Annotated in this window: 18 protein-coding genes and 1 pseudogene; 2 read left to right on the top strand and 17 right to left on the bottom strand. The window is 55.1% G+C overall.

Going from position 1 to position 24,839, the window contains the following annotated elements; translation table 11 throughout:
• Positions 1-300 precede the first annotated feature (300 nt).
• From AC097R_RS07810 to AC097R_RS07740, 15 genes and pseudogenes are all read right to left on the bottom strand, one after another.
• Positions 301-825 (bottom strand): annotated as a pseudogene (locus tag AC097R_RS07810) (MCP four helix bundle domain-containing protein); the annotation flags it as partial.
• A gap of 95 nt (positions 826-920) precedes the next feature.
• A complete protein-coding gene (locus AC097R_RS07805) occupies positions 921-3,134 on the bottom strand; it encodes a chemotaxis protein CheA (protein WP_479597379.1) in 2,214 nt (737 codons plus the stop codon).
• Positions 3,131-3,463, bottom strand: a complete 333-nt coding sequence (locus AC097R_RS07800; RefSeq protein ID WP_479597377.1) for an STAS domain-containing protein — start codon at positions 3,461-3,463, stop codon at positions 3,131-3,133. Before AC097R_RS07800 ends, AC097R_RS07805 begins: the two co-directional genes overlap by 4 nt.
• 46 nt (positions 3,464-3,509) lie before the next feature.
• Complete coding sequence (locus tag AC097R_RS07795) at positions 3,510-3,878, bottom strand: response regulator (RefSeq protein ID WP_479597375.1); 369 nt, start codon at positions 3,876-3,878, stop codon at positions 3,510-3,512.
• A gap of 9 nt (positions 3,879-3,887) precedes the next feature.
• Complete coding sequence (locus tag AC097R_RS07790; protein ID WP_479597373.1) at positions 3,888-4,940, bottom strand: methyl-accepting chemotaxis protein; 1,053 nt, start codon at positions 4,938-4,940, stop codon at positions 3,888-3,890.
• 340 nt (positions 4,941-5,280) lie between these two features.
• Positions 5,281-5,754, bottom strand: a complete 474-nt coding sequence (locus AC097R_RS07785; RefSeq protein WP_479597371.1) for a chemotaxis protein CheW — start codon at positions 5,752-5,754, stop codon at positions 5,281-5,283.
• A gap of 50 nt (positions 5,755-5,804) precedes the next feature.
• Positions 5,805-7,430, bottom strand: coding sequence for a methyl-accepting chemotaxis protein (locus AC097R_RS07780; RefSeq protein WP_479597369.1), 1,626 nt, complete (start codon positions 7,428-7,430; stop codon positions 5,805-5,807).
• A 136-nt stretch (positions 7,431-7,566) separates the two neighbouring features.
• The gene (locus AC097R_RS07775; RefSeq protein ID WP_479597366.1) at positions 7,567-8,727 is read right to left on the bottom strand and encodes a PAS domain-containing sensor histidine kinase; all 1,161 of its coding nucleotides are present in this window, start codon (positions 8,725-8,727) and stop codon (positions 7,567-7,569) included.
• A gap of 473 nt (positions 8,728-9,200) precedes the next feature.
• On the bottom strand, positions 9,201-9,833 hold the full coding sequence (locus AC097R_RS07770; protein ID WP_479597364.1) for a response regulator: 633 nt from the start codon (positions 9,831-9,833) through the stop codon (positions 9,201-9,203).
• Positions 9,834-9,917: 84 nt separating this feature from the next.
• A complete protein-coding gene (locus AC097R_RS07765; protein WP_479597362.1) occupies positions 9,918-10,550 on the bottom strand; it encodes a response regulator in 633 nt (210 codons plus the stop codon).
• Positions 10,547-12,373 carry a PAS domain-containing sensor histidine kinase gene (locus AC097R_RS07760; RefSeq protein WP_479597360.1) on the bottom strand — a complete coding sequence of 609 codons (1,827 nt, stop codon included), beginning with the start codon at positions 12,371-12,373 and terminating at the stop codon, positions 10,547-10,549. The genes AC097R_RS07765 and AC097R_RS07760 overlap by 4 nt, the downstream gene beginning before the upstream one ends.
• Before the next feature lie 483 nt (positions 12,374-12,856).
• Positions 12,857-14,566 (bottom strand): putative bifunctional diguanylate cyclase/phosphodiesterase, encoded by a 1,710-nt coding sequence (locus AC097R_RS07755; RefSeq protein WP_479597358.1) that lies wholly within the window; start codon positions 14,564-14,566, stop codon positions 12,857-12,859.
• A complete protein-coding gene (locus AC097R_RS07750; RefSeq protein WP_479597356.1) occupies positions 14,566-15,642 on the bottom strand; it encodes a protein-glutamate methylesterase/protein-glutamine glutaminase in 1,077 nt (358 codons plus the stop codon). Before AC097R_RS07750 ends, AC097R_RS07755 begins: the two co-directional genes overlap by 1 nt.
• Positions 15,630-16,151: a chemotaxis protein CheD gene (locus AC097R_RS07745; protein WP_479597353.1), complete on the bottom strand. Its 522-nt coding sequence runs from the start codon at positions 16,149-16,151 to the stop codon at positions 15,630-15,632. Before AC097R_RS07745 ends, AC097R_RS07750 begins: the two co-directional genes overlap by 13 nt.
• Positions 16,151-17,017, bottom strand: coding sequence for a CheR family methyltransferase (locus AC097R_RS07740; RefSeq protein WP_479597351.1), 867 nt, complete (start codon positions 17,015-17,017; stop codon positions 16,151-16,153). The genes AC097R_RS07745 and AC097R_RS07740 overlap by 1 nt, the downstream gene beginning before the upstream one ends.
• A gap of 214 nt (positions 17,018-17,231) precedes the next feature.
• Between AC097R_RS07740 and AC097R_RS07735 the strand changes: the two genes are divergently transcribed.
• Both AC097R_RS07735 and AC097R_RS07730 read left to right on the top strand, forming a co-directional pair.
• Positions 17,232-19,352, top strand: a complete 2,121-nt coding sequence (locus AC097R_RS07735; RefSeq protein ID WP_479597349.1) for an ATP-binding protein — start codon at positions 17,232-17,234, stop codon at positions 19,350-19,352.
• Between the two features lie 13 nt (positions 19,353-19,365).
• Positions 19,366-20,862 carry a hybrid sensor histidine kinase/response regulator gene (locus AC097R_RS07730; protein ID WP_479597347.1) on the top strand — a complete coding sequence of 499 codons (1,497 nt, stop codon included), beginning with the start codon at positions 19,366-19,368 and terminating at the stop codon, positions 20,860-20,862.
• A gap of 105 nt (positions 20,863-20,967) precedes the next feature.
• On the opposite strand, the gene AC097R_RS07725 is transcribed toward AC097R_RS07730, so the two are convergent.
• Positions 20,968-22,248: an ABC transporter substrate-binding protein gene (locus tag AC097R_RS07725; protein ID WP_479597344.1), complete on the bottom strand. Its 1,281-nt coding sequence runs from the start codon at positions 22,246-22,248 to the stop codon at positions 20,968-20,970.
• A 34-nt stretch (positions 22,249-22,282) separates the two neighbouring features.
• Complete coding sequence (locus AC097R_RS07720) at positions 22,283-24,361, bottom strand: putative bifunctional diguanylate cyclase/phosphodiesterase (protein WP_479597342.1); 2,079 nt, start codon at positions 24,359-24,361, stop codon at positions 22,283-22,285.
• Positions 24,362-24,839: the final 478 nt, after the last annotated feature.

The following is a 24,839-nucleotide window of genomic DNA, read 5'->3' as shown; positions in this document are numbered from 1 at the left end:
AATATCTCCCTTGTCGTGCTCGGCGGACATGTGGCTCATCTGGGCGATCAGGCCCTGCAACGTGTCGTTCATCGTCTTCATGGCCGCCATCAGGCTGCTTCTGTCACCTGGCTTGAGATCGATTTTGCTGGACAGATCACCCGCCGCAATTCTGTTGGCAATATCAGCGGCCACATCAGGCTCACCGCCCAATTGGTGGCTCAGGCTCCGGGCGATGAAGAACCCCATCAGCGCGGCAATCAGAGTTGCAACGCCACCCAGCGTCAGCATCATCATGCGGGAGGTCTGATACTGATCGGTCGCATCCTTGCCGGCTTGCTTTATCAGCGTCGTCTGCACGGTCTGGAAATCTTCAAGGGTTGCGCTAAATGCCTGGTTGTTAGGAGCGAATTCCTTGAGCAGGAACTCCAGCGCACGGGGCTTGTCGCTCTTGAGAAGGGCGTACAAAGTGTCGTACTTAAGATTCAAGCTCTCGTTTTGCTTTTTGGCAATATCGAACAACTCACGTCCCTTGGGGGCATTGATAACCTTGTCCAGTGCCGCCAGGTCCGCAGCGTTCATGGCACGTGCGGCTTGAATTTTTTGTCGGTCAGCCTCTAGTGCATCCTCGCCAGTGACGAGGAACAGATTGCGGACCAGGCGGGCGTTGTCCAAAGTGCGGGCCTGTACGTTGCCAGCGATATCGCTCTTCGGAAAACGGTCTTCAGTGATTTCGACTGTCTTGTCGTTCATGCGCCCCATGTTGGCCACGCCAATGAAGATGCTAGCCGCCAGAAACACAATCACTAGACCAAAGCCCATTCCCAGCTTGGTCGCTATCTTCATATTTTTAAACATGTAAATTTCCCACAATTATTACTAACGACATATGCCTCTGGCCCTTGTTAAGAGGGCACAAATTGCTACCAATTTAATAGCAATCAACGCCCTAACGCCAACGCTTGCTTGTGCTCATCCTTCGGCTCCTCGCCAGTCATGACCTGGCGCATCAGTCCTGGCACGTCGAGAATCAGCGCCACCTCTCCGCTGCCCAGAATGGTGAAGCCGCCAATGCCTTGAATCAGATTGAACACTTTGCCCAGCGGCTTGATGACAGTTTGAAATTCGCCCATTAGGCGGTCTACTACCAGCCCCGCCTTGTGTTCGCCAAAACGCACCACCACAATGTTTTCGCGCCGCGCCGCTTCGCCCACCACTTCAAAGTGCTCGCGCAGGCGCCGATAAGGCAGCACTTCGCCACGCAGGTTTAGGTAGCGCTTTTCGCTGCCGTCTTCGTGGTCCATCTCACTGAGCTCTATACACTCGACCACCATATCCAGCGGGATGACGTAGACCGCGTTGCCCACGCCCACCAGAAAGCCGTCGATGATGGCCAGCGTCAAGGGCAGGCGGATGCGCACCGTGCTACCTTGACCCTCCACGCTGTCCAGGTCCACCGTGCCACGCAGAGCGGTGATGTTGCGTCGTACCACATCCATTCCAACGCCGCGGCCCGACAGATTGCTCACCGCGTCGGCGGTGGAGAAGCCGGCCTCGAAGATCAGGTTGTGAATTTCTTTGTCGCTTAAGGCTTGCCCCTCGTTGACCAGGCCGCGCTCGATGGCCTTCTTGAGGATGCGCTCTTTGTTCAGGCCACCGCCATCGTCCGAGACTTCGATCACGATGCTGCCTGCGTCGTGGAAGGCGTTGAGTTTTAGCGTGCCCTTGGCCGGCTTGCCTCGGGCCAATCGCAGCTCGACCGATTCGATGCCGTGGTCCATGGAGTTGCGCACCAGATGGGTCAACGGGTCGCCAATGCGCTCCACCACCGTCTTGTCCAGCTCGGTGTCGGCGCCGTTGATGTGCAGCTCAATATCTTTGCCCAGTTCTTTGCCAACATCGCGCACCACGCGCTGAAAGCGATTGAAGGTGCCGCCAATCTGGACCATGCGCAGGTCCAGCGCGGAATCGCGCACCTCCTCCACCAGGCGGGAGACCGTCGCAGTGCTCTCCAATAGTTCAGGGGCCCCGGCACGCCGGGCGGCGAGACTGGCTCCGGCGCCGGCGATGATGAGTTCGCCGACCAAGTTGATCAGAGCGTCCAGCTTGTCGGCATCTACACGGATCAGGTTGGCCTCCGCGGCCCTGTTGTCCTTGCGCTGCTTTTGCTTCTCCAGCGCGGCGTCCACCACCGGAGGCTGCACCATGTGTTGCCCCACCAGCACTTGACCAATGGGCTGCGTGGCCTCACCTTGCATATGGGACTGCGCTTTCTGGATGCGCAGCGCGGTGTCCAGTTCGTTTTGCGTCAAGGTGCCGCAGCGCACCAGCATGTCACCCAGCAGCAGATCCTGCTCCTGCGGCATGTCGCCCAGCAGACTCCGATATTCGTCGATCTTGCTGTGCGGTGGCAGGATGCGGATGCGGCAGTCCTCGCGTACGAACTCGAACACGTTCTCGATGGTGGCCTTGTCGGCCTCGCTCTTGAAGCTGATTTCAAAACCCAGGTAGCAGGTCTCGGGGTCCATGCTGGCTGCCGGGGGAATGGCATCCAGCAGCGTGACGATATGCACCACATGGCCCAGCGTGCCCAAATAGCGTATGAAGGATAGGGGGTCCATGCCGTTGCGCAGCACGTCGTGCCCAAAACGCAACGACAGGTGCCAGTGGTCGGCTTGTACTTCGCCACCTCCGTGGGCGGTGGGAACTGGCACAAACTCCACAGGTACCTTGACTGCAGATGCGGACACCTGCGCCGTAGGCTTGTCCTCCAGATAGTCACTCAGCTGTTCGACCAGCGCCTGCCCTTGGGCCAACACCTGCGACGATGGCTCACCGTCCTGGGCGATGTGGTCCACAAGCTCCCGCATGTGATCGCCACTTTGCAGCAGCACGGCCACCAACTCGGGGGTCACATCCAGCTCGTCGGCGCGGACCTTGTCCAGCACGCTCTCAGCCACATGCGTAAAGGCCACGATGCCGTCCAAGCCAAAGAGCCCAGCCGAGCCCTTGATGGTGTGCGCCGCACGGAAGATGGCGTTGATGGTGTCAGCGTCGTCTGGAGCCTGTTCGATGCACAACAGCGCCTCTTCCATGTGCTGCAGCAGGTCCCGGGCTTCGGCGATGAAGGTTTGTAGTGCGTCGTCGAAATTCATGGGGTGGACTCCGCTACGTGCACCAGTACAGTGTCACCAAAGAAGCCTTCCAGGTCGCACAGGTCCAAGATATCCAGCACGCACGGGCTATGGTCGGTGATGCTCAGGGTTTTGTCCTGCGCATGCGCCTCGGTCTTGACCAAGACCAGCAACTGCACTCCAGCGGAGTCGATCTCGGTGACGGCACCCAAGTTGAGTTCAACTTGCTTGTATTGCTCCAGCGGTTCCAACAATTGATCCTTCAATTCCTGCGCGGTGTAGATCGTCATTTCACCCTCGACGAGGATGCGACACAGGCCGTCCTTGGTGCGTTCAACAGTCACTCCCATAGTGTCTCCTTGGTGGGTTGCGTTTGGGTGTAAGGTGGGGAACCACTCAAGGCAGAATCAGCTTGGCAACAGCCCCCAGCATTTGTGCCGGCTGAAAAGGCTTGACCACCCAGGCCTTGGCACCCGCGGCTTGGCCTGCCTGCTTCTTGGCCTCGCCAGCCTCGGTGGTGAGCATGATGATGGGGGTGAATTTGTAGGCAGGCAGCTTCTTGGCTTCGGTGACGAAGGTGATGCCGTCCATGTTGGGCATGTTCACGTCGCTAATGATGAGGTGGACCTTTTGGCCGTTGAGCTTGGTCAAGGCGTCGCGCCCATCGCAGCCTTCGATGACGTCGTAGCCCGCGCCCTTCAGGGTGATGCTGACGACCTGGCGCAGGGAGGCGGAATCGTCCACGATCAGAATGGTTTTAGCCACGTGTTTCTCCTAAAAAAATGTAATTTCGGTTGAGTCGCTGGGTGTCTTTGGGTGTGTTGGTCCACTGCCACCGTGCGTCGCGTACTGTTCTTGCGTGGTGTAGGTGCTGGCCAGCGCGTCCAGCCAGGCGTGGGAGTCGATGGGTTGGGGCGGGATGCCTTCGGTAATGGCCTGCGCACTCTGCGCCAGGGTCTGAATGAGCTTGCCCTGGTCGTCCCGAACATGGCCCAGCATCTGGCTGACGCGGTCCTGGAACTGCAGAGCCACCAGCACATCGGAGATTTCGCTCTGCATGCGTTGGCTTACCTCGCGCAGCACGTCGGCGGAGTGGCTCAGGTCGTTGGCAGTGTTGCCGAACTCCCCCAGCACGGTCTCGATCACTCGCTCGGAGTGGGACACCATTTGGGCGTCTTGCTCTGCGTATTGGCGCGAGACCTGCAACGTACTGGCAATGGCCTTGTTGACGGTGTTTACGGTTTCGGCGATCTTCTTGCCAGTCTCCCCCGATTGCTTGGAGAGCATGCGCACTTCACTGGCCACCACCGCGAAGCCGCGCCCGACTTCACCGGCGCGCGCAGCCTCAATGGCGGCATTGATGGCCAGCAGATTGGTTTGCTGGGCGATGGCGCCCACGTCCTTCGCCATTTGCTGTAACGCGTCGGTAAAACTCGACAAACCGTGCACCTCCTGCAGCAGGTCTTCTTTTTCTTTCAGGCTGGAGCGCAACGCAGTGATGATTGCATTGAGTTCGGTTTGGCTGTCGTTCAGGAGGGCCACCACACCCTTAGTGACACCATCGCCACTAGCACTGCTATGTGAGGCGGCAACCGCACTTTGCAGGTGCTGGGACAGGTTGGCAAAGCGCGTCGCCAGGTCGTTGATGCCTTGTTCGGTCTGCGAGCGCGCCATTTCGATCTGGCTGGACCAGACCGGCAGCACGCCCACGCACAGGGGTTCCAGGCCCGCTATGGACTGGGCTAGCACGCCGTGTTCGACGCGCCGGCGCAGGGCACGGGCTTGCCCCATGGCCCACCAGGCTGTGCCCATCGTGAGCAACGCCATACACGCTGCCAGAACCAAAGGGGGCAGGTCCAAGGGAACCACGATGGCCGCAATGCCGAACGCACCACATGCAACAACCGGTCCGCTCGCCTGGTAAATACCACTCCAACTTACAGTCTTTCGCATGCTCGTCCATTCCCAGGGTTGCCTTGTACGGTGGCTGTCTCAGTCCAAAAAAAGACCCTGACACTGGCATGGAGAATGAACGAATTGGGAACAATGGACTATCAGGCGATCTTGATTTGCATGTAAGGAAATGTGTCAAATGTGTAGGGATTGAGCCAAAAATTGGTAGGCCCATTCCTACACCAAGAAGAGAGTATTCGCTCTCCCCATCGGTTCAATGCAGCGTTCGGGCCACCACCCCCATCTCGGCGCTGCCCATGAGCGTGACGATGTCCAACAAGATCAACATGCGGTCATCCAGCGCACCAAGAGCCAACAGGTGCTCGTTTCCTATGACCGACGACAACTCGGGCACCGCACGCAGTTGGTCTGGCATGAGAGTCATGACATCCGACACTCCATCAACCACCATACCTATCACCCGCTCGCCGATGTTGAGCATGATGACCACCGTCGCGTCGTCATAGTTCACCTGCTCCAGGTTGAACTTCATGCGCATGTCAACGATCGGCACAATCACGCCGCGCAGATTGATCATTCCCTTGATGAAAGCCGGTGCGTGCGCCATGCGGGTGGGCTCCTCATAGGAGCGCACCTCTTGCACGCGCAAGATGTCGATGCCGTATTCCTCGCTTCCGAGTTTGAAGGCCAAGAATTCTCGGATGGAGGTGATTTGCTGTTGCTGCATGCCATCGCTTCCAACAAGGTTGTTGAGTGATTTAGGTCATCAGCCCTCGCCTAAAGGGCGCGAGAAGCTATCAAAACAGTAGCGTTTCTAGGTTGACTCCTGCCGATCGTGGGTATCCCACTCAAGCGAAAGACGCCCACCATTCGTGACAAATCACTGGCCTTGTCCTGCAGGGCGCTGGCCACGACCCCGGTTTCCTCCACCAGCGCGGCGTTTTGCTGCGTAACCGAGTCCATCTGCGCAATGGCGATGTTGATCTGCTCGATGCCCAGGAACTGCTCTCGGCTGGCGATAGTAATTTCACCCATGATGTCGGTCACCTTTTTGACGCTGTCGACGATGTCACCCATCGTCGCCCCAGCTTCGCCAACCAGGCGGCTGCCAACCTCAACCTTGCTGACCGAGTCATCGATCAGGGTCTTGATTTCTTTGGCGGCGTCGGCCGAGCGTTTGGCCAAGCCACGTACCTCGGACGCCACGACGGCAAAGCCGCGGCCTTGCTCCCCGGCCCGGGCCGCTTCCACGGCGGCGTTCAGGGCCAGGATGTTGGTCTGGAACGCAATGCCATCGATGACACCAATGATGTCCACGATCTTGCGGGAAGAGTCGTTGATGGAACCCATGGTCCGAACCACCTGCGCCACCACCTCACCCCCTCTGACGGCCACTAGCGACGCCGAGGTCGCCAGCTCGTTGCCCTGGCGCGCATTGTCCGCATTGGCCTTCACAGTACTGGTCAGCTCCTCCATCGCGCTGGCCGTATTCTCCAACGCGCTGGCCTGGTTTTCGGTACGTGTCGCCAGCTCCTGATTGCCTGCGGCAATCTGGCTGGTAGTACTGACGACGATGTCGGTGCCCGCGCGTACCCCACCCACGATGCCGACTAGACTGTCGCGCATGGCTTTCATAGCCGCCATCAAGCTGCCGCGGTCATTGGGCTCGGTATGGATGGCCACCGTCAGGTCGCCAGACGCAATCCTGGTGGCAATGTCGGCAGCATCGTTGGGTTCGCCCCCCAGTTGAGCGAGCAACCCGTGCGCGATTCTCCAGAAGATCAGGGCGACCAAACCACTGGAGGACAGCAGTAGCACCAGCATGACCCAGTTGGCGTTCTCGATTGCCGATCTGGCATTAGCTTCGTCGGTTGCATTGCGTTTGTTGGCCAGCTCCACCAGGGTGTTGATGGCGCTGCGATGCGCATCGTAACTTTGCTTCATGGCGTCCAGCGCAGCATTGGCCGCGGCCATGTCATCCTTTTCCAAGGCAGGTATCAATTGACCCAAGGCGACTTGGTAGAACGCCTGTGCTGGCTTGTCGGCTTGGTTGAGCAGTTGGTCCTTGAGCGCCGTATCCAGATTTTCCTTGACCCAAAAGTCGTGCCGAATGTCATAGTCCTTTTTTAAGGCTTTGAAACTGTCAATCAGGGCCGGGCGCTGGGCGGGCGGTGCGGCCATCAGCTGCAGGGTCACCAGATAGGACTCGATGATGTATTCAGGGGGTGGGAGGATGTCGGCAATCAGATCCTTGCCCTGCACAATGCGCTGATAGAACGGTCCATTGACCTTCAGGTTGCTTAGTACCTTGAACGACCAGGCGCCATAGGCTACAAAGCTGAGTAGGATGATGAGCAACAAAGCCAGCAGACGCTGGGACAATTTCATACGTTTGAAAATCATGGGGACACTCGGTGGGAATAGCCGGAAGACGACAGACTACAAAAATCCTTCCCATCAGACCATCGGACCGGTCTGATTTACTTGTAGGGATATGCAACTATGCCCATAGGGATGGCCCTACGGCAACCCACTCCTATCACACGCCAACGATGCGAATCTTCAGCGTGGTGCCATGATCAAGAGAGGATTCAATAAATAGCTCGCCACCCAGGTGGAGCGCTCCCTCGGCCAGACCGATCAGCCCAAAGCAATCATTGTCACGCGGTGCCGCTGGGTCAAAGCCACAACCGTTGTCGTGCACAACCAGGCAGCAGACGCCATCGGCGGCAACGAGCGAAACAGACACCTGCGTGGCCGCCGCATGCAGGGCGACATTCAGCAGGGCTTCCTTCGTGGCACGGTACAAGAATGTGCTCGACGCATCGCTGAACACAATGCCATCTTGTAAGGTCAGGACGAAGTCGAGTCCAACGCCCTTGAAATCGTCCGTAAGCCATTGCAAGGCGGAAACCAATCCCAAGTCGAGTACCGCAGGCCGCAGCGCGGATACCATACCGCGAATGCGGACGATGCCATAGTCTGCAATGCCGTGCATAGTTTTGAGCACTTGCGCGTGTTTGGCGTCGGCATCACCCATCTCCAGCGATGCGAGGTGCAAGCGCAGGGCCGCAAAGTTCTGGGCCAAGTCTTCATGCATTTCGTAGGCCAGCCGTCTGCGCTCCTTCTCGCGCTCGGTTTCTTGGTGCGCGGCCAGTGCGCGCACAATATCGCGGGATCTTCGCAGGCGCTCCTCCGCGATCCTGCGCTCCGAAATATTCAAGACAAAACAGGTCAGGCCCACGACCACACCGGCCTCCGAACGGATGGGTGCCCAGTGGTTCAACCAATGCTGGCGGGAAAGCAGCTCGCTGCCATAGGTTTCTTCCAACACAAAACTCTGGCCTGCCAAAGCGCGGTCCATGCTAGTTTGGGCTACTAGGCGGTCTGGATGGTCGCCAATCACATCCAGCATGTTCATGCCAATGCTGATGTCATTTCCCCAAATGGCTTGCATCGTCACCCGGTGTTTTTGGTTGAAGGCCAAGTAACGGTACGTTGTATCCAGCGCAAAAATGATGATCTCGGGCGAGCTCTCAACGATGGCCTGCAAGAGCCCATTGCGCGACTGAATGTGCGCCTCGCTGGCCCGCAAGGCCAGTTCAGCTTCCTTTCGTTCAGTGACATCGCGGGCCATACCGATCACACCTGCAACCTTCTCATCGGCTCCGTAGACCGGCACCTTGCGCGTTTCAAACAAGGCGCATTGCCCCTCGCTGGCGTACTTGACCCGCTCCTCCAGTCAGCAGGCCAGCTTTCCGGAATAGGAATCGAACTTGCTTGAGTCAACCCGCCTTGAGTAGCTAAGCTCACTCTCATGTGAACTCAGATACTTCTTCAGGGCGTTTCGAGCCATGCCTGTACGCTCGGAAATATCGTTGATGGACATGTTTTCCCGCAATGCCCAACGCCTGATGACATTCAATGTCTCCACGTTTACCCTTCCTAAGGCCCCCTGCTTTCAAAACTAGCAGGGTAGGTCTTACGTGAGTCAGATCTCGGCGGAAATCGACGCTGACAATAGCAATCAGTTGCAATTCACCCATGGATTTCCTTACGCTATGGCACGTTCGCCGAACGAATCGTAGAGACGCTGCGCCCGGATAACCATAAGGAATTCTTGTTTTTGGTGTAAGGAGAAAAGCAACACCCGTAAGGATTGCCTTCATGTGGCTAGTCCACTAGACCATGGGCAAGTGCATATCGCACCAGCTCGGCATTGCTGCGAATGCCCATTTTCTCCATGAGACGCGCCTTGTGTGTGCTAACCGTCTTATTGCTGATGGCCAATTCCTCGGCGATGTTATTGATACTTTTGCCAAGACTCCACAGCCGCAGGATGTGGAGCTCGCGATCCGTCAGGCGTTGGTGACGGGGCGCCTGGCCATCGTTACTCCCCGCAAACGCAATGCGTTCAGCCAATTTCGGGTCAATGTACTGCCCCCCAGTAGCAGCCTTTCGGATGGCGGCCATCAGGTCTTGCGGATCGTTGTCCTTGGTCAGGTAGCCGGTTGCGCCGGCCCGCAGCACCCGTACGACGACTGTTGGTTCGTTATGCATGCTCAGCACCAGAATGGGAAGTGCCGGGAATTTGGCTTGCACCCAGCAAATCAGGTCTACGCCGCTGACGTCGGGCATGGTGAGATCGAGCAACATCAAGTCGAACGCCCCCTCGCGCAGCAGCTCCATGACCCGAGCACCATTCTCGGCTTCAGCCGCAACCACCACGTCGTCGCTAAGGGCAACTATCTGCTTCAGGCCCTCTCGCATAAGGGCATGATCGTCAGCGACCAGCAATCGGATCATTGTCAACTCGATACTGCATATACCGAGAGCGTATCGGTAATCAAGCCTTTGCGCTGTCAGGCGATCTTGATTGTTGGTAGGGATTTACTCAATCAGGCCATGCGCGACGGCATAGCGCACCAACTCAGAGTTATTCTGAAAGTTCATTTTCAGCATCAGCCGCGCCTTGTGGGTGCTTACGGTCTTGTTGCTAATAGCCAGCTCTTCGGCGACGTCGTTGACGCTCATGCCCCGAACCAACAAACGCAGAATATGAAACTCACGGTCCGAAAGAAGCTCATGGGGCGGGCGTTGCGCAGAACTACCCACTTCGAACACCATTTGCTCAGCCAGACTCGGATCAATGAAGCGCCCGCCAGTTGCCACCTTGCAAATGGCCGCAATCAAGATCTCAGGCCGACTGTCCTTGGTCAGATAACCCGATGCTCCCGCATTGAGCGCACGCCGAGCAACTTGGAGTTCGTTGTGCATGCTGAGCACCAGAATGGGGGGCGCTCCGTCTTGCGCACAGATACGGTTAATTAGATTCACCCCGCTTACTCCAGGCATGGTCATGTCGAGCAGCACCACGTCAAAACGCTCTCTACGCAAAACATCCAATACCTGAGCACCATCGGTCGCCTCACCCGCCACTACGACATCGACGTCCAATGCAAACAGTTGCTTCAACCCCTCGCGCACGATGGCGTGGTCATCAGCTATCAATACCCGTATCATGTCTCTACCGCATTCATTGGCTGATGGTGAATAGGAAATTCCAAACAGACTGTTACCCAGCCCGGTGTACCAGATATCTCCACCTTCCCTCCCAAAAGCAGGGCCCGCTCTCGGATACTGACTAGTCCGAAGGATTTTTCGTGGCGCAGGGAAGGGTCAAATCCCCTGCCATTGTCACGCACTTCTAACCAAACGCAATCGCATTTTTGCTGCAACGTAATATTCACTTGAGTAGCTTGCGCGTGCCGCACGATGTTGGTGAGCGATTCTTGGACAATTCGGAAAATCGCTGTGGCACGCTTATCGTCCAGCGGGATATCGTCCTCGCAGAGATGGAGTTCACACTGAATGCCGGTTCGTTCAGCATAGTCGCCGGCCAACCACTCCAGGGCCGAAACGATGCCCATGTCGAGCGCCGCTGGACGCAGTGAAGTCACGACATTGCGCACCACTTTGATGGTGGAATCCACCATATCGACCAAACGCAGTGTTTTCTCCCGCAGAGACGCATTGCTTGCCCCAAACTCCAAGTCCACCACCGAAATGCCGAGACGCAGCGCCAACAAGTACTGCCCCAACTCATCGTGCAATTCCCGTTTGAGATGCAGACGCTCATCCTCGCGTGCAACCTCGTTACGCGCGGCCAACTGGCGCAGCAAATGCTGTGACTCTTCAAGATGGCGCTCCATCTGCCTGCGTTCGGTAATGTCGCGTGAGATACCCACAATCCGATGAATGCGACCGCTGTCGTCGCGCACAGGAATAAGGGTTGAATGGTAATGGCGTGGCCCACTGGGCATATCGAGCGATACTTCTTCCTCAATCGCCTTGCCTGCCGCAATGCATCTGCGGTATTTGGCAATGACGGGTTCGGCAATTTCTTGCGGCACCGTTTCTTCGATGAACTTTCCTACGAGTTCTGTGTTGGAGATGCCTGACGACTTCTCAAATGCTGGATTGACTTCAAGATTACGAAAACGCCCGTCGGGAGTCACTTCAAGTAAATAGAGTGTATCGAGAACATTGTCGAAAATTCCTCGGAAACGCTGCTCCCGTTCGCTCAGCGCCTGCTCCATGCGCTTGCGCTCGGTAATGTCCCGAGAAAGACCTATGAAGCGCGGTTCTCGCCCCGCAACGACATTTTTGCGAGCGACCGAGAGTTCAAACCAGAACGTTCCGTGGGGAAGTTTTAGTTCCAACTGTTTACCAAACGACGTGCCGGTTTCGTGAGCCTCGCGCAGTGCCGACATGCAAGCCTCCGCCGACTCAGCGGACATAACGTCAAACACCGTTTTTCCGATGAGATCTTCAGGTGGTGCAACCAGCAAACTGGATTGGGGGGGATGCACGCTGTAGTAACGGCCATCCAGCCCCAGCTCGAACAACAAGTCCGGCATCGCATCCAGGGTAGCCTGTAGCTTGTTCTGAGAGCGCCGCACTTTCTCATTCAGTATCTTCAGCTTGCGATTGGAACGCCGCAGATGGAGCAAGAAATACGCGCCTCCGGTGCAAACAAGAGCACCGTTTCCGAACAGTGTCCATAACCAGCGCTGCTGAAATTCGCGTTGGCGCAGCTCGGCCGTCTGTTGTGCATTGCGTTGCGTTAATGCATCAATTTCTCGTTGCTTGCCCTCCGCCTCATGCTGTTGGGCGAGTTCGACTGCGTGTACGCCGGTTCTTCCTGCCCATACCGCAGTTGGCAGGCCAAGGCACCCACACAACGCCAACCAACCAACCAACGCTTGCACAAACGTCGGACAGATGCTTCTTGCACGTAGCAAATAGACACCCGCTTTCAACCACTTTGTCGGTTTCACGTGCATCAAGTTCATCCAAACAGATTTGCGGTCAATGAATCGTGTTGAAAATGGGCTAGCACATCGATTCGTCTATAAAACCTTCGCTACAACACTACTTTTTTGCGAAAATGAACGCTATGGATTGTAGTTCCGTGGTGTTCATTTTGTTAGGGCTAGACCCTTAACAAATCTTCAAAACATCCACTTCTATATGGAACTTAGACACGCCATTGTGAATGGCTTTGAAAAAAGCAAGAAAGGCGAATGGACTTATCCATGAAAACTTTTCTGCTGTAGTAAACCGGACTTACCTGAATAGGCTTGAACGGAGGCAGAATGCCCCTACCCACGGACAAGGTCCATGTGCTCACCTAAACCCTTGACGTTCCTGCCCAGAACCTTGTGACATTGACCCCTCTTTGTTCGAACAAGGAATCCGATATTGATTTGATCTTTGGAAAGATCAGAGCTGAAATTGATGGCCTCACGAGGAAGGCTAGAACTAACTCAAAAATCCAGTTCTCGTTTTCTTCTCAACAACTCTTTCAGTTCGTCATGTGGCAATGGTTTGCTGAAGTAATAGCCCTGCATCTCATCGCAATCGTGTGCCAGCAAAAAATCCAGTTGCGCACGTGTTTCCACACCTTCTGCAATGACCTTCATTCCCAAGGAATGTGCCATGTCAATAATGGTTCGAACAATGGCGCAGTCATTCAAATCGTCGGGCAAGTCCGCCACAAAGGAACGGTCTATCTTGAGATAGTCCAGCGGAAATGTCTTGAGGTAACTGAGCGACGAATAACCTGTTCCAAAATCATCAATGGAGAGGCGGACTCCAATCTCCCTCAATGCCTCCAGCGCTTGTAAAACCCGCGCCGTATCGTGCACCAACATGCTCTCGGTCAGCTCAAGTTCGAGCAAGTGAGCGGGCAAGCCCGTTTCCTCCAGTACACGAACGACCAGCTTGAAGATGTCGGTGTCCCGCAGTTGGCGAGCCGATAGATTGACCGCCACGTTGACTGCGACATGGCCCTCGTCCTGCCACTGCCGTGCCTGGTGGCACGCCTCCAACAATACCCACTCCCCTATGGGCAGAATCATGCCATTGCGTTCGGCTATGGGGATGAAGTCGGCGGGAGAGATCTGACCCGCATCCTGCGCACACCAGCGGATCAGCGCTTCAACCCCGGTCACTTTCCCATTGCCCAGCGACACGCGTGGCTGAAAATGCAAGGTGAACTCAGACTTTTTAAGCGCACTGCGCAACCGGCTACTGAGGTCAACGCGCCGTTGTATGGCTGAATCCATTTCGGGGGTGAACCACTGGGCTCGATTTCTTCCGGCGTCTTTCGCTCGGTACATGGCGGCCTCAGCGTTACGCAGCAGCGCATTGCCATCACCCTGATTGAAGGAATAGATCGCGACGCCAATGCTGCAACTCACAATGATTTCGTGGCCTTCAATGACGCGTGGTCGAGCAACTTCGCTCAACAGAGCGTTCACCCGCTGGCCGATTGCCGGTTGGCTACCGCCGTCCCCGATCAGCACAGAAAACCCATCCGCCCCCATCCGAGCCGCGGTGTCAGACGCGCCCATTGAGGCCATCAGTTGCCAGGCCACGGCTTTGAGCACCTCATCCCCTATGGCGTGCCCCAATGTGTCGTTGATATCCTTGAAGTTGTCGAGATCAATGAACAAAATGCCCAGCACTTGGTCACGGCACAGCGCAATTGCCCGCTCCAGTTGCTCACAGAAGAATCTGCGATTTGGCAAGGCGGTCAAAGCATCGTAGCTGGCCTGAAACAGCATCTGCGATTCGTATTGCCGCAGGTCCGTTGCGTCGCGCAACACAAAAAAAATGCCATGCACATCACCCGTCGCGTCACAAAATTGCGTCGCATTGCAAACAATATCCGTCACGTCACCACTTGCATTTACGACTTTCCAAGCGTTATCGCGCACTTCCCGCTCCAGCAATATCCGCTGAAGAATCAGCCGAACCAGTTCAGGCTGAGAAAAATAAAGAACAAACTCGCTGCCCAGCAACTGAGCGCACGAAACCCCTGTCATCTTGGCCATGGCTGCGTTGGCTTCAATAATCGTACCCCGCAGATCAACAACGACCAATGGGTCCGAGCTGAACTCGAACACATCCGTAAACAAGCGGCCTCTGGCGGACATGTCGATCCACGCGGACTGGGTGAGCGAATGGCCCATTAGCGCCTACCCTGCAGCGCCCGAAGAATCTCCCCGGGGATGTCATCCAACGGCAACACCCGATCCACAGCCCCGAGTTTCACCGCCTCCTTGGGCATGCCGTACACCACGCAGGTCTCTTCATCCTGGGCCAGCGTGCGGGCGCCGGTGTCATGCAGCTCCTTCAACCCACGCGCACCATCGTCCCCCATGCCGGTCATGATGATGCCCAGTGCATTGCGGCCCGCGCACTTGGCCACGGAGCGAAACAGCACGTCAACCGAGGGACGGTGGCGGCTCACCGGCGGGCCATCGACGATCTCCACGTGATACTGGGCGCCACTGCGCTTGAGCAGCATGTGGCGCCCCCCAGGTGCAATCAGCGCCCGCCCCGGTATGACGCGGTCGCCATTTTTTGCTTCACGCACTTCGAGCTTGCACAAGCTGTCAAGCCGGTTAGCAAAGGCCTCTGTGAATTTTTCCGGCATATGCTGAACTATCACAAGACCTGGACACACCCGAGGCAGCGAGGTGAGCACAGCTTCGAGCGCCTGGGTGCCCCCGGTGGAGGTTCCAAGGGCCACCACCCGATCTGTGGTCTCCGCCATGGCGTGGGTGGATGCGGGGAGTACCGCGTCTGCCGACAGCTTGGGGGGAACGGTTTGCTGTACACCAGCCGGGACCAAGCGGCGCACATTAGAGCGCGCCGCGACCTTCACCGCGCTGATCAGATCATTAGAACTGTCTTGCAAGAACTGCTTGAGACCCAGTGTGGGCTTGGTGACGATGCAGACCGCCCCGGCAGCCAGCGCGTGCATGGTTGTGGCCGCGCCCTTTTCGGTCAGCGTGGAACAAATCACCACGGGTGTGGGATGTTCGGCCATTAGTTTTTTTAGAAAGGTGATTCCGTCCATGCGCGGCATCTCCACATCCAGCACAATCACATCCGGCCATTGAATGCGCATACGCTCCATGGCAAACACGGGGTCGGACGCAGCCCCAATCACTTCGATTCCCGGGTCCTCACCCAGCGTTGCCGTGAGCACCTGGCGTACCACGGCGGAATCATCGACGATCAACACCTTCACTGCTCGCATAGCAAGCCTTTTGAAATGTCGCCAAGCACCGGTGGTTGGTGGCGCATCCAGACGCGACCATTCCACAAGTCAAACATCAGGTTGCGATGTCCCGCCCCCCCTAAGTGTTCGGCGTGTGTCAAAAAGCCATGGCGCTTCATTAACGCGTGCGCCATCTCCACATTTTTTCTTCCCACATGATCAACGCCAACGGTTTGGTATGCAGAGAACATATGTCCGCCACCAAAAAGCTTGACCTGGTATTCCATAGGTGTGGTGCCGGCTTCGCGTATCTCGCGCAACATTAACTCCATGGCTTCATCGGCATAGCGGCCGTCCAGCGCATGCGGTCTTTCACGCGGGATGCGTGGCAGCATGTAGTGACACATGCCACCGACAAGCATGCCCGGATGCCACATCGTGATGGCCACGCAAGAGCCCAACAGGGTTCGTATGCGTGTGTCGCGTCCCCCAAAAAAGACATCGCCCGGCTGCAGAAAAATATCGACAGTGTGCGCCGGCTTGTACATCAGTCTGGCTTTCTGTATATCGCCGGCGCAACGGGTTTAACCTCGGATGTGATCCCATTGAGCGTCTCTGAATGTCCCACCAAGAAATAGCCACCAGGACGAAGCAATGGCAACAGATTTCTCACCACTTTTTGCTTGGTTTCCTGATCAAAATAAATCATCACGTTGCGCAGAAATATCACATCGAACTCACCGAGCTTACCGGGCGCGTCCGTCAGGTTGTGCGGCAAGAAACGTACACGTTCACGCAAGGTTTTATCAATCAACAAGGTGCCGTCATATTCGCCAACTCCCTTGAGACAATGGCGACTCAGATACGGCTTGGGGATCTCAGGTAGGCGCTCCAGACTAAACAGACCATTACGAGCCTTGTCCAGAATACGGGTACTGATGTCCGACGCCACCACCTCCCACGGCTGGTTTCCCAGCAGCTCATCGAGAACCATGGCAATGCTGTAGGGCTCCTCGCCACTGGAGCACGCCGCACTCCACACACGAAAACTCGTGCCTTTGCGGCGCTCAGGAAGGATGCGCTGGCGCAAAAAATCAAAGTGTTTGGGTTCGCGAAAGAAGTGCGTCTCGTTGGTGGTCAACATGTCCACCGCCATCTGTAATTCGTTCTTTCCCTGGGGCGAATTGATCAACCGGAAGTAGTCAGCGTAACTGTCCAGGTTGTAGTGTTTCAGTCGCTTGGCTAGGCGACTGGAAACCAGCGGCTTCTTGGTCGGCGCCATGTTGATGCCGGCAATGCGGTACATCATGTCACTGAACTGAGCGAACTCCCTATCCTGCAAGACCACCACACCCGCCAGCACACCATTGTTGTGATTTGGCACGGACATATTTTTTTCTGCCGACACCGACATTGATTTTCCCCGCTATCAAAATCCGTTCACCTTGAAACGAAGAACAGTGGAGGAAGAATGGCCCAGATTGGGGATGCCGCCTATCAGGCAATCTTGTTTGTTCTGTAGGGATTCAGCAATCGCATGTAGGGATTTCTTTACCCGCAGACCGACAACTTTTCTTATTTGCAATTGCACAATCCCACTCCGCAGCGGCAATAATCCAGTAGGGCGTGTGGCACACGACCTTAAAAACAGAATTTTCAGGCGTGTTGCTGCCTTGGCACAAGCCCGCCAGAAGCACCTGAATCAAGATAGCGAAAGCAACCCCACCATGGAAAGCCCTCCGAGCGCGCAGGTACCGCTGTCAAACATCTTGGACGAAAACCGGGAAACGGTCGAAAAAGACCTTGCCCGGCGCTTGGGCAAGCAAGAGATGGCATCCGGTTTGTTTTCATTTCTCGGATACGTGCCACAGGCGCTGTTTTTGAAGGATGTGATTCGTCACGATTTTCTATTGACATGGCTGGCCGTGGTGGTGACAGCGGAAATGACCAATGCGGCGATCAGTTTCTTTCTGCAAAAATCGTTCGAACAACCCGCCCGGCGCCGGCGTCTCACGGGCTTTCTCATGGTCAGCCAGGCGATCAGCGGCAGCGTCTGGGGAAGCGTCATCCTGCTTCCCGGTTTGACAGACGCCCCCATTACCTTGGCTCTGCAGCTGGTTGCCATCGGAATCGTTGCCATTGCGTCCACACAGGCGCTCGCAGCGCACCGGGGCTGTCTGGCCATATTCACCTCTGGGATGCTCGCGTCGACGATCCTGTCGGGCCTTTTCGGAACAACCGTTCCCCTTCCCTTCGGCATCATGGCCATCGGTCTCCTCATCATGTGCCAGCTATACGGTTGGACGACGCGCAAACTGATGATCGACACCATCGTGGCGGAGCTGAACATCCGCAAGGCCAAGGATGCCGCAGAGACCGCCAACAGCGCCAAAAGTGTGTTCCTTTCCAACATGAGCCATGAGTTGCGCACGCCACTCAACGCCATCCTGGGCTATACGCAAATACTGTCCCGGGAAGACAACATGACGGGGCAGCAGCGCAGGCAGCTCGGAGTCATGCATGCCAGCGGCGAGCACCTGCTGACCCTCATTGGTGACATACTGGACCTCAGCAAGATCGAAGCGCAAAAGATGGAGATCACCCATGCGCCCTTTTTGCTGGGCAAGCTGTTGGAGCATGTCATTGATATCACGCGCCCTCGGGCGATCCAGAAAGGCCTTGACCTGTGGCTTGAGGTGGATTCGTCGCTTCCGCTCTGGGTGCTAGGCGACGAAATCCGGGTCCGGCAAGTCCTGCTCAACCTCTTGGCCAATGCGGTGAAGTTCACCCCCGCAGGCAGCGTCACGCTGCACGTCCGCCACTCCGCACACAACGGCGGCACCCTGGTCTGCGAAGTGGAGGACACGGGAATCGGCATGCCCGAAGACACGCTGCAGGAGATCTTCGAACCCTTCACGCAACTGGCTCCCGAAGCCCAGCGACGGGAAGGCGCGGGCTTGGGTCTGACGATCTGCCGCCGCTTGGCCGCACTGATGGGCGGAAACGTTACGGCCACCAGTCGCCTTGGCTTGGGCAGCGTATTTCGCTTCCATGCCTCGCTGCCCGCTGCCCTTGCTGGCGAAACGGTCAGCGCACCGCTGCAGCAAAAAATCTTCGGCTATCTTGGGGCACGCAAACATGTGCTGGTGGTGGACGACAACCCGATCAATGTCATGCTGCTGGCGGATATCCTCGTACCCCTCGGTTTCGAGGTGAGGATGGCAAGCTCGGGGAGAGAAGCCATACGCCTTGCCCAGGAATCGCCCCCCGACCTCTTTTTGCTGGACTTGGTCATGCCGGACCTGGACGGCATCGAAACGGCCCGCGAACTGCGGAGCCACACAAAGTTCGATGCCATGCGTATCATTGGTGTATCGGCGACGGTCACTGACGGCGAGCGCAAACAGGCATTTGCCGAGGCTTGTGATGCCTTTCTCGGCAAACCCGTGCAGTTGGACGCCTTGCTGAAAACTATCGGCAACTTGCTCGGTCTCGAATGGCAGATGGCCGACCAGGCCGCACCGAAACAACCTGCAGCAAAACTCACTCCTGACATGCTGATCGCTTTGGCGCCCGATGTCCGCAAGGATCTTGGCGATGCCGCCTTGGCTCTCGACGGCGAGCGCATTGCAGCCCTTGTCACCCATATAGCGACCCTTGCCCCCGCCTTGGCCCGAACCTTATCCGACCTCGCCGAGCGTTTCGATTACCAATCGATACTGAACGCGCTCGGCGAAGAGCACATCTAAGCGAAGAAACACCATGCTGAGCAAAGGGAGCATTCTCGCGATTGACGACACCGAAGCGTCGCTGAAGGTTCTCTCCGATCTCTTGAAGGAGGCGGGCTACTCGGTCCGTTCGGCGATCAGCGGAGAACTGGCCTTGCGCTCGGCTGCCCATCAGGCGCCCGACCTCGTGTTGCTCGACATCCGCATGCCGGACATGGACGGATTCGAAGTTTGCCGGCAACTCAGGGTACGACCAGAAACGCGGGATGTTCCGGTTATCTTCTTCAGCGCTTTGACTGAGACTGCCGACAAGATCCGCGGATTCGAGCTCGGTGCGGTTGACTACGTCACCAAGCCCTACCGCCGCGAAGAACTGCTGGCCCGCATCGCGACCCATGTCAATCTGCGACGAAGCCAGTTGCAGATAACAGCCCAGAACGAGGAATTGCGGCACTATCGGGCAGAATTGGAAGAGCTGGTAGCCCAGCGCACAGCGGAACTACAAGAGAGCAACAGGCAATTGGTTTTGGCGAGTTTCGCGCTGGATCAGGTGCGCGAAGCGGCCTACTTGTTGGATGGAAAAGGCCGCTTCTCCTACGTCAACCAGGAGGCATGCCGGGCACATGGCTACGGCGCCGAGGAGTTGTGCCGCATGAACGTGACTGCGATCGATCCCGACTACTCACCGGAAATGTTTGCCTCGGTCTGGACACAGGTCCTAGCAGAGGGCGCAGTTACTTTCGAGACCAGGCACCGTCGATGCGACGGCACGATATTCCCCGTCGAAATTACCTCCAGCGCTATCCGCTTCGAAGATCGCGACTTCGTTCTTGCTCTTGCCCGCGACATAAGCGAGCGCAAGGAAGCCGAACGACGTCTGCACGAGTCCTACGCCCAGCTTCATGAGCTGAGTTCCCGCCGCGAACTCGACCGGGAACAGGAACGCAAGCGCATCGCCCATGAACTTCACGATGAACTCGGCCAACACTTGACAGCCCTGCACCTCGGACTCAGTACGATTCTCTATCGCATGGGAAACGAAAATGCCTGGTTGACCGAACGTCTGGAGGTATTGACTTCCAACGCGCACGAAACCATCCAGGTGGTGCGCAATGTTGCTGCTTCGCTTCGCTCGCCCGTGCTAGACATGGGTATCGGGGAAGCATTGGCTAGCCTAGCCGAACAATTCCGAACGACTACAGGGCTGATCTGCAACGTCACCCTACCCACACCGTTCCGCACCTTGACCGAAGAGGCATTGATCGCGCTGTACCGCGTCGTGCAGGAAGCTCTGACCAACGTTGCCCGCCATGCGCAGGCTACCACTGTCGACATTACCATCGGGCAGAACAACTCTCAGTGCTGGCTCGAAATATGTGATGACGGCCAAGGATTTGATCCGTCAGTGAACCGGGGCAAGTCATTCGGATTGCTTGGTATGCAGGAACGTATCGAACTACTTGGCGGAGAATTTTCTATCAGCACCACCTCCGGGAAGGGCGTACGCATCGAAGTACGCATCCCCGGTTAGCAACTCGCCTAGGGTGGGTCTGCAAAACCACTGCTGAATTGGCAGTTCTGCGCATGGTCTCACGGCAAACGGCAGACATCCGCCCATTTGCCGACCTTCCCTAGGTCATTTGTGCGACAAAACATCCGCTAACTGACGCTGAGCACTCTCGGGGGTGATCTTTGGATCATTGAAGAAATCTGCAACGATATCAATCCACCCCTGGGACATTTGCGATGGCATGATCATGGATTGAGCGGAAACCTGGGTATTCGGACGCGAAATCAAATCTAAACCGATTTTTCCGCAGGCATCCAGAGTTTTACGTTGAATATCGGTTCGCACCGGAATCGACCCCTTGGAGCGATTGAAGGCGAGTTGATTATCAACATTCATGACTTGGCGCGCAAAGCGAAGCTGGGATTGGCGGTCTTGGTCATTATTGGTAGACGGAAAAGCAAAAGCATCAATAACGACAAAATATACTGATTCTGTCCCCGGTGCCAACGAGCAACGATAGTCCTTATCGACAACAAGGCCGGCTGCAGTTAGTTCGCCCTTGGCATAGTCGCCCATAAACTGCATTCCAGCTTTCCCTCGACCAACAGAGAGTGCTGCGTCGGCCCACGACTTACCAGTGCGCTCAGTGGGAACAAAAGCACTGAGACGCCGCAAAATGCCAAGTGCTTTTAACATCTCTGGGCGCATTGCGAAACTCGGATCGCCTGCGGCCATCAAGCGTGCATACCCACCAGGGCCATAAACAGAATAAACAATGTCATTGAAGATGAGAGAGACCTCCCATGTGCCGGATCCAAGTGCAATGGGGGTATAACCGGCGGTTTTGATTTTGGCGGCACTATCCAGAATACTGTTCCAACTTGTCGGAGAGGGAAGTTTGAGTTTGTCGAATATCTTGGTGTTGGTCCATATCCAGTTTTCTGCGTGGATATTGGTTGGCGCAAAATAAATATGCCCTTTGTAACTTATCTGATTAAGCACAATTTGAGGAAGAAATTCTCGCCAACGATCGGCGGTTGCGACCTCTTCGATATCCTGGATGATGCCCATCATCGGCAACTCCTTGCTACCTTCATTCGCGTGCCATTGCATGACAGTAGGAGGATAGCCATTGGCAATCCGATCTGAAACCATTTTCAATTCAGCTTGCTTATCCTTGGTCGGCGTATCGATCCATTTGCCACCAAGATTCTTCCAAGCGCCGCGATATACGTCAAGGGCATTGCTTTCACTTCGTGAAATCCAGAAATGCGTCACCTCTATGCTGGGTTGAACGGTACTATTGGTAGGCACTGAAGGTGATTCAGCATGCACGAATGATATTAGGGACAATGGGAACAGCAAGGCCACGCATCGCGGAAGAAAATAATATATGTTTCTTGTCATTACCAACTCTTTTTAGTAAGGGGTTTTTATAAAATTACATTGAACCGCTGCATACAACGGCTTGACTTCGATATTGTGTTGGATCAAACGAATCATACGGAAATTCACCTAATTCCAACCCACGCGTTACCATTTCGAATGGTTGCGGTTGTGCGAAGAAATATCCTTGCACAATATTGCACCCTGCTTGTTGCAAAAACAGCAACTGTGCCTCAGTCTCCACGCCCTCTGCAATACTGCTATTTCCCAGGTTTCTGGCGAGATCAATCATCGATTTAATAATTTGTTCTGATTTTGCATCAACTCCTATATTAAAAATAAAACTGCGATCAATCTTGATGTCATCAAATGGAAAATCCCGCAGATTGGTTAGAGATGCAAAACCAGTCCCAAAATCGTCTAGCGCGATTGACACTCCAAGCTCGCGCAATTTGATGACGGTTGCCGAAATTTGTTCTGTATATTTACTCATAAAAACATCTTCCGTAATTTCAATCGCAAAATCACTCCACTCGAGTGCGTGATGTTTCACTGCATGGGCCAGCATGTCAAAGGCCACTCCGGAAATCAAAATCGCTTCGGGCATATTGATGGCCACACTTCCTGGAGATAGCCCCTTATCACGCCAACGTCGGATGTCTTGGGCCACCTGATTGACGACACACTCCGTCATCGACGTAATCGAGGATCCGGTATTGAAGAGATGCAAAAAACGTCCCGGCGATAGAATGCCGTATTCGGGGTGAGGCCACCGTACCAGTGCTTCAAATGCCACTTGGTTATTTTGAATATTAATCTTAGGTTGATAATAAACAACGAGATCATCATTCTCGACAGCTTTGAACAACGCGGTTCGGAGCTCACTTTCTGCAAGACGGTCCGCCATCATTTCCTCATTGAAGATGACCACGTTGTTACGCTTTGTTTTTGCCGCATAAAGTGCCAGATCGGCACACCGAATAATATTACTGGCGCTCGTACCATGGTCAGGGAACATGGCACCACCGATACTGCCTGATATACGAAGCGTGTGTCCATCGGTAATAAAAGGTTTCGATAAATTTTTGCGTATTCGCAAAGCGACTTCTTCGGCCTCGACGGGGTTGGACAGATTGGGTAATAGAATCGCAAATTCATCTCCTCCCAAGCGTGCGGCGAAAGATCCGCCCTCCAAAGCTGAGGAGATTCGCTTTGCAGCTTCGACCAACAGCGCATCGCCGGTCTGATGCCCAAATATGTCGTTAACCGACTTAAAATGATCCAGGTCAATCAAAAGAAGTACGAACGAGTCACTTTTCAAATATCCTTCATCTGGATTTTTGAGTTTGACAAGTCGATCAAACATTTGATTAAATGACATTCGGTTAGGTAGATTAGTTAGCTCATCCCTATGTGCACGAATTGATAATTCTTGTTCAAATATCTTCTTTCTCTCATACTCCGCCCGTAGTTTTTTTTGTAATGGCATTAAGACAAAAACACCCACGATGAATAGTGCGACCAGAGGTGACAGGATCAGCAACGCGCTGATGCTCTTTGCCGTACTGATACTCTCCTCGCTCATGGAAAATGATTTTTGAATCTGCTCTTGAAAGCTACGCATGATGAAACCATCCGACGCAGTGGCAAAATCAATGGGGCCCCAAAATGCATAACGGCGACCACGACTGATATGGTCAATATCGGCCAGCCGCTCTGCCCGCTCTAAAAATGTTTGAAGACGAAGATCAAGATCGCTGGGCGCAGAATTCTTGTCGAGACGGAGATGAAGAATAAGTAATTGGGCATTAATATCTCTGAGTTCTATGATCTCGTGGTGCATCTCTTCGGTTAACTTATCAAGCACTTTGCTTGGAATAGTTTCGTCTGCAGATGCTCGCATTAATGCGCGCGCCGTATTGGCCAGTTGCTGAAATTTAATGAATTGATTACTGGTGAGAAAACTGACGTTTTGCTGCACAGAATGCCGGTCAAGGACAAGCTGCATGCCCGCATAGATAATGAGCGCTACGATCGTAATCGCAGTTAATGCACTCACATAATAGCGAGAAGCCGATTTAATATACTGATCAAGTGAAACGCGATCAATTTTTTCGATATGGCTATATTTCATGAGAGGATCTCAATCTTTTTTCATGCTCCCATTGCGTATTGGCCTGATCTGTCATCAGATTTGCTTGCAGAGTTCAGAATCGCCTTCCTAACGACTGCTGTGAAGCAATATGTACCCCGGCTCCCTCCAAGAATGAAGGAACGGAAGAACTATGGCTATCAGACATTCCTGAAATTCACGTCAGCAAATGACTACAGATCGTAGGGATGAAAGGGTGGTGTTCGGCGCGGTTTTTTAGATGTCGCAACAGGAACTAGCCGACCTGCGCAAGGTCACGAGGCTGAACCGCCACAATTCCCTGCTCAAGACTCTCTGGCCATGTCTTCGGAAAGATGGGCCGTAGGGATGCGCTGGTGACCCACAAGCTCTTTGTCCAAGCCATCCCATTTTTAGAGCAACACACTCTTCACAGTTCTTTGCAATCGGCCAAGGAACCCCTCTAGAAATTTGCACCTCTCACCCTACCTGTGGGGCAGTC

The organism is Rhodoferax sp. ZS1R25 (assembly GCF_056521335.1).
This window is presented reverse-complemented; position numbering and strand designations above follow the sequence as displayed.

Bases quoted from the DNA above. Each gene is read 5' to 3' on its own strand.
- AC097R_RS07780 (WP_479597369.1), bottom strand. From the start codon at position 7,430: ATGATTTTCAAACGTATGAAATTGTCCCAGCGTCTGCTGGCTTTGTTG.
- AC097R_RS07770 (WP_479597364.1), bottom strand. From the start codon at position 9,833: ATGATCCGATTGCTGGTCGCTGACGATCATGCCCTTATGCGAGAGGGC.
- AC097R_RS07805 (WP_479597379.1), bottom strand. From the start codon at position 3,134: ATGAATTTCGACGACGCACTACAAACCTTCATCGCCGAAGCCCGGGAC.
- AC097R_RS07790 (WP_479597373.1), bottom strand. From the start codon at position 4,940: ATGGCGTTGCTCACGATGGGCACAGCCTGGTGGGCCATGGGGCAAGCC.
- AC097R_RS07740 (WP_479597351.1), bottom strand. From the start codon at position 17,017: ATGTCGGTGTCGGCAGAAAAAAATATGTCCGTGCCAAATCACAACAAT.
- AC097R_RS07760 (WP_479597360.1), bottom strand. From the start codon at position 12,373: ATGCACGTGAAACCGACAAAGTGGTTGAAAGCGGGTGTCTATTTGCTA.
- AC097R_RS07750 (WP_479597356.1), bottom strand. From the start codon at position 15,642: ATGCGAGCAGTGAAGGTGTTGATCGTCGATGATTCCGCCGTGGTACGC.
- AC097R_RS07720 (WP_479597342.1), bottom strand. From the start codon at position 24,361: ATGAAATATAGCCATATCGAAAAAATTGATCGCGTTTCACTTGATCAG.
- AC097R_RS07785 (WP_479597371.1), bottom strand. From the start codon at position 5,754: ATGCAGCAACAGCAAATCACCTCCATCCGAGAATTCTTGGCCTTCAAA.
- AC097R_RS07800 (WP_479597377.1), bottom strand. From the start codon at position 3,463: ATGGGAGTGACTGTTGAACGCACCAAGGACGGCCTGTGTCGCATCCTC.
- AC097R_RS07755 (WP_479597358.1), bottom strand. From the start codon at position 14,566: ATGGGCCATTCGCTCACCCAGTCCGCGTGGATCGACATGTCCGCCAGA.
- AC097R_RS07745 (WP_479597353.1), bottom strand. From the start codon at position 16,151: ATGTACAAGCCGGCGCACACTGTCGATATTTTTCTGCAGCCGGGCGAT.
- AC097R_RS07725 (WP_479597344.1), bottom strand. From the start codon at position 22,248: ATGACAAGAAACATATATTATTTTCTTCCGCGATGCGTGGCCTTGCTG.
- AC097R_RS07730 (WP_479597347.1), top strand. From the start codon at position 19,366: ATGCTGAGCAAAGGGAGCATTCTCGCGATTGACGACACCGAAGCGTCG.
- AC097R_RS07765 (WP_479597362.1), bottom strand. From the start codon at position 10,550: ATGATACGGGTATTGATAGCTGATGACCACGCCATCGTGCGCGAGGGG.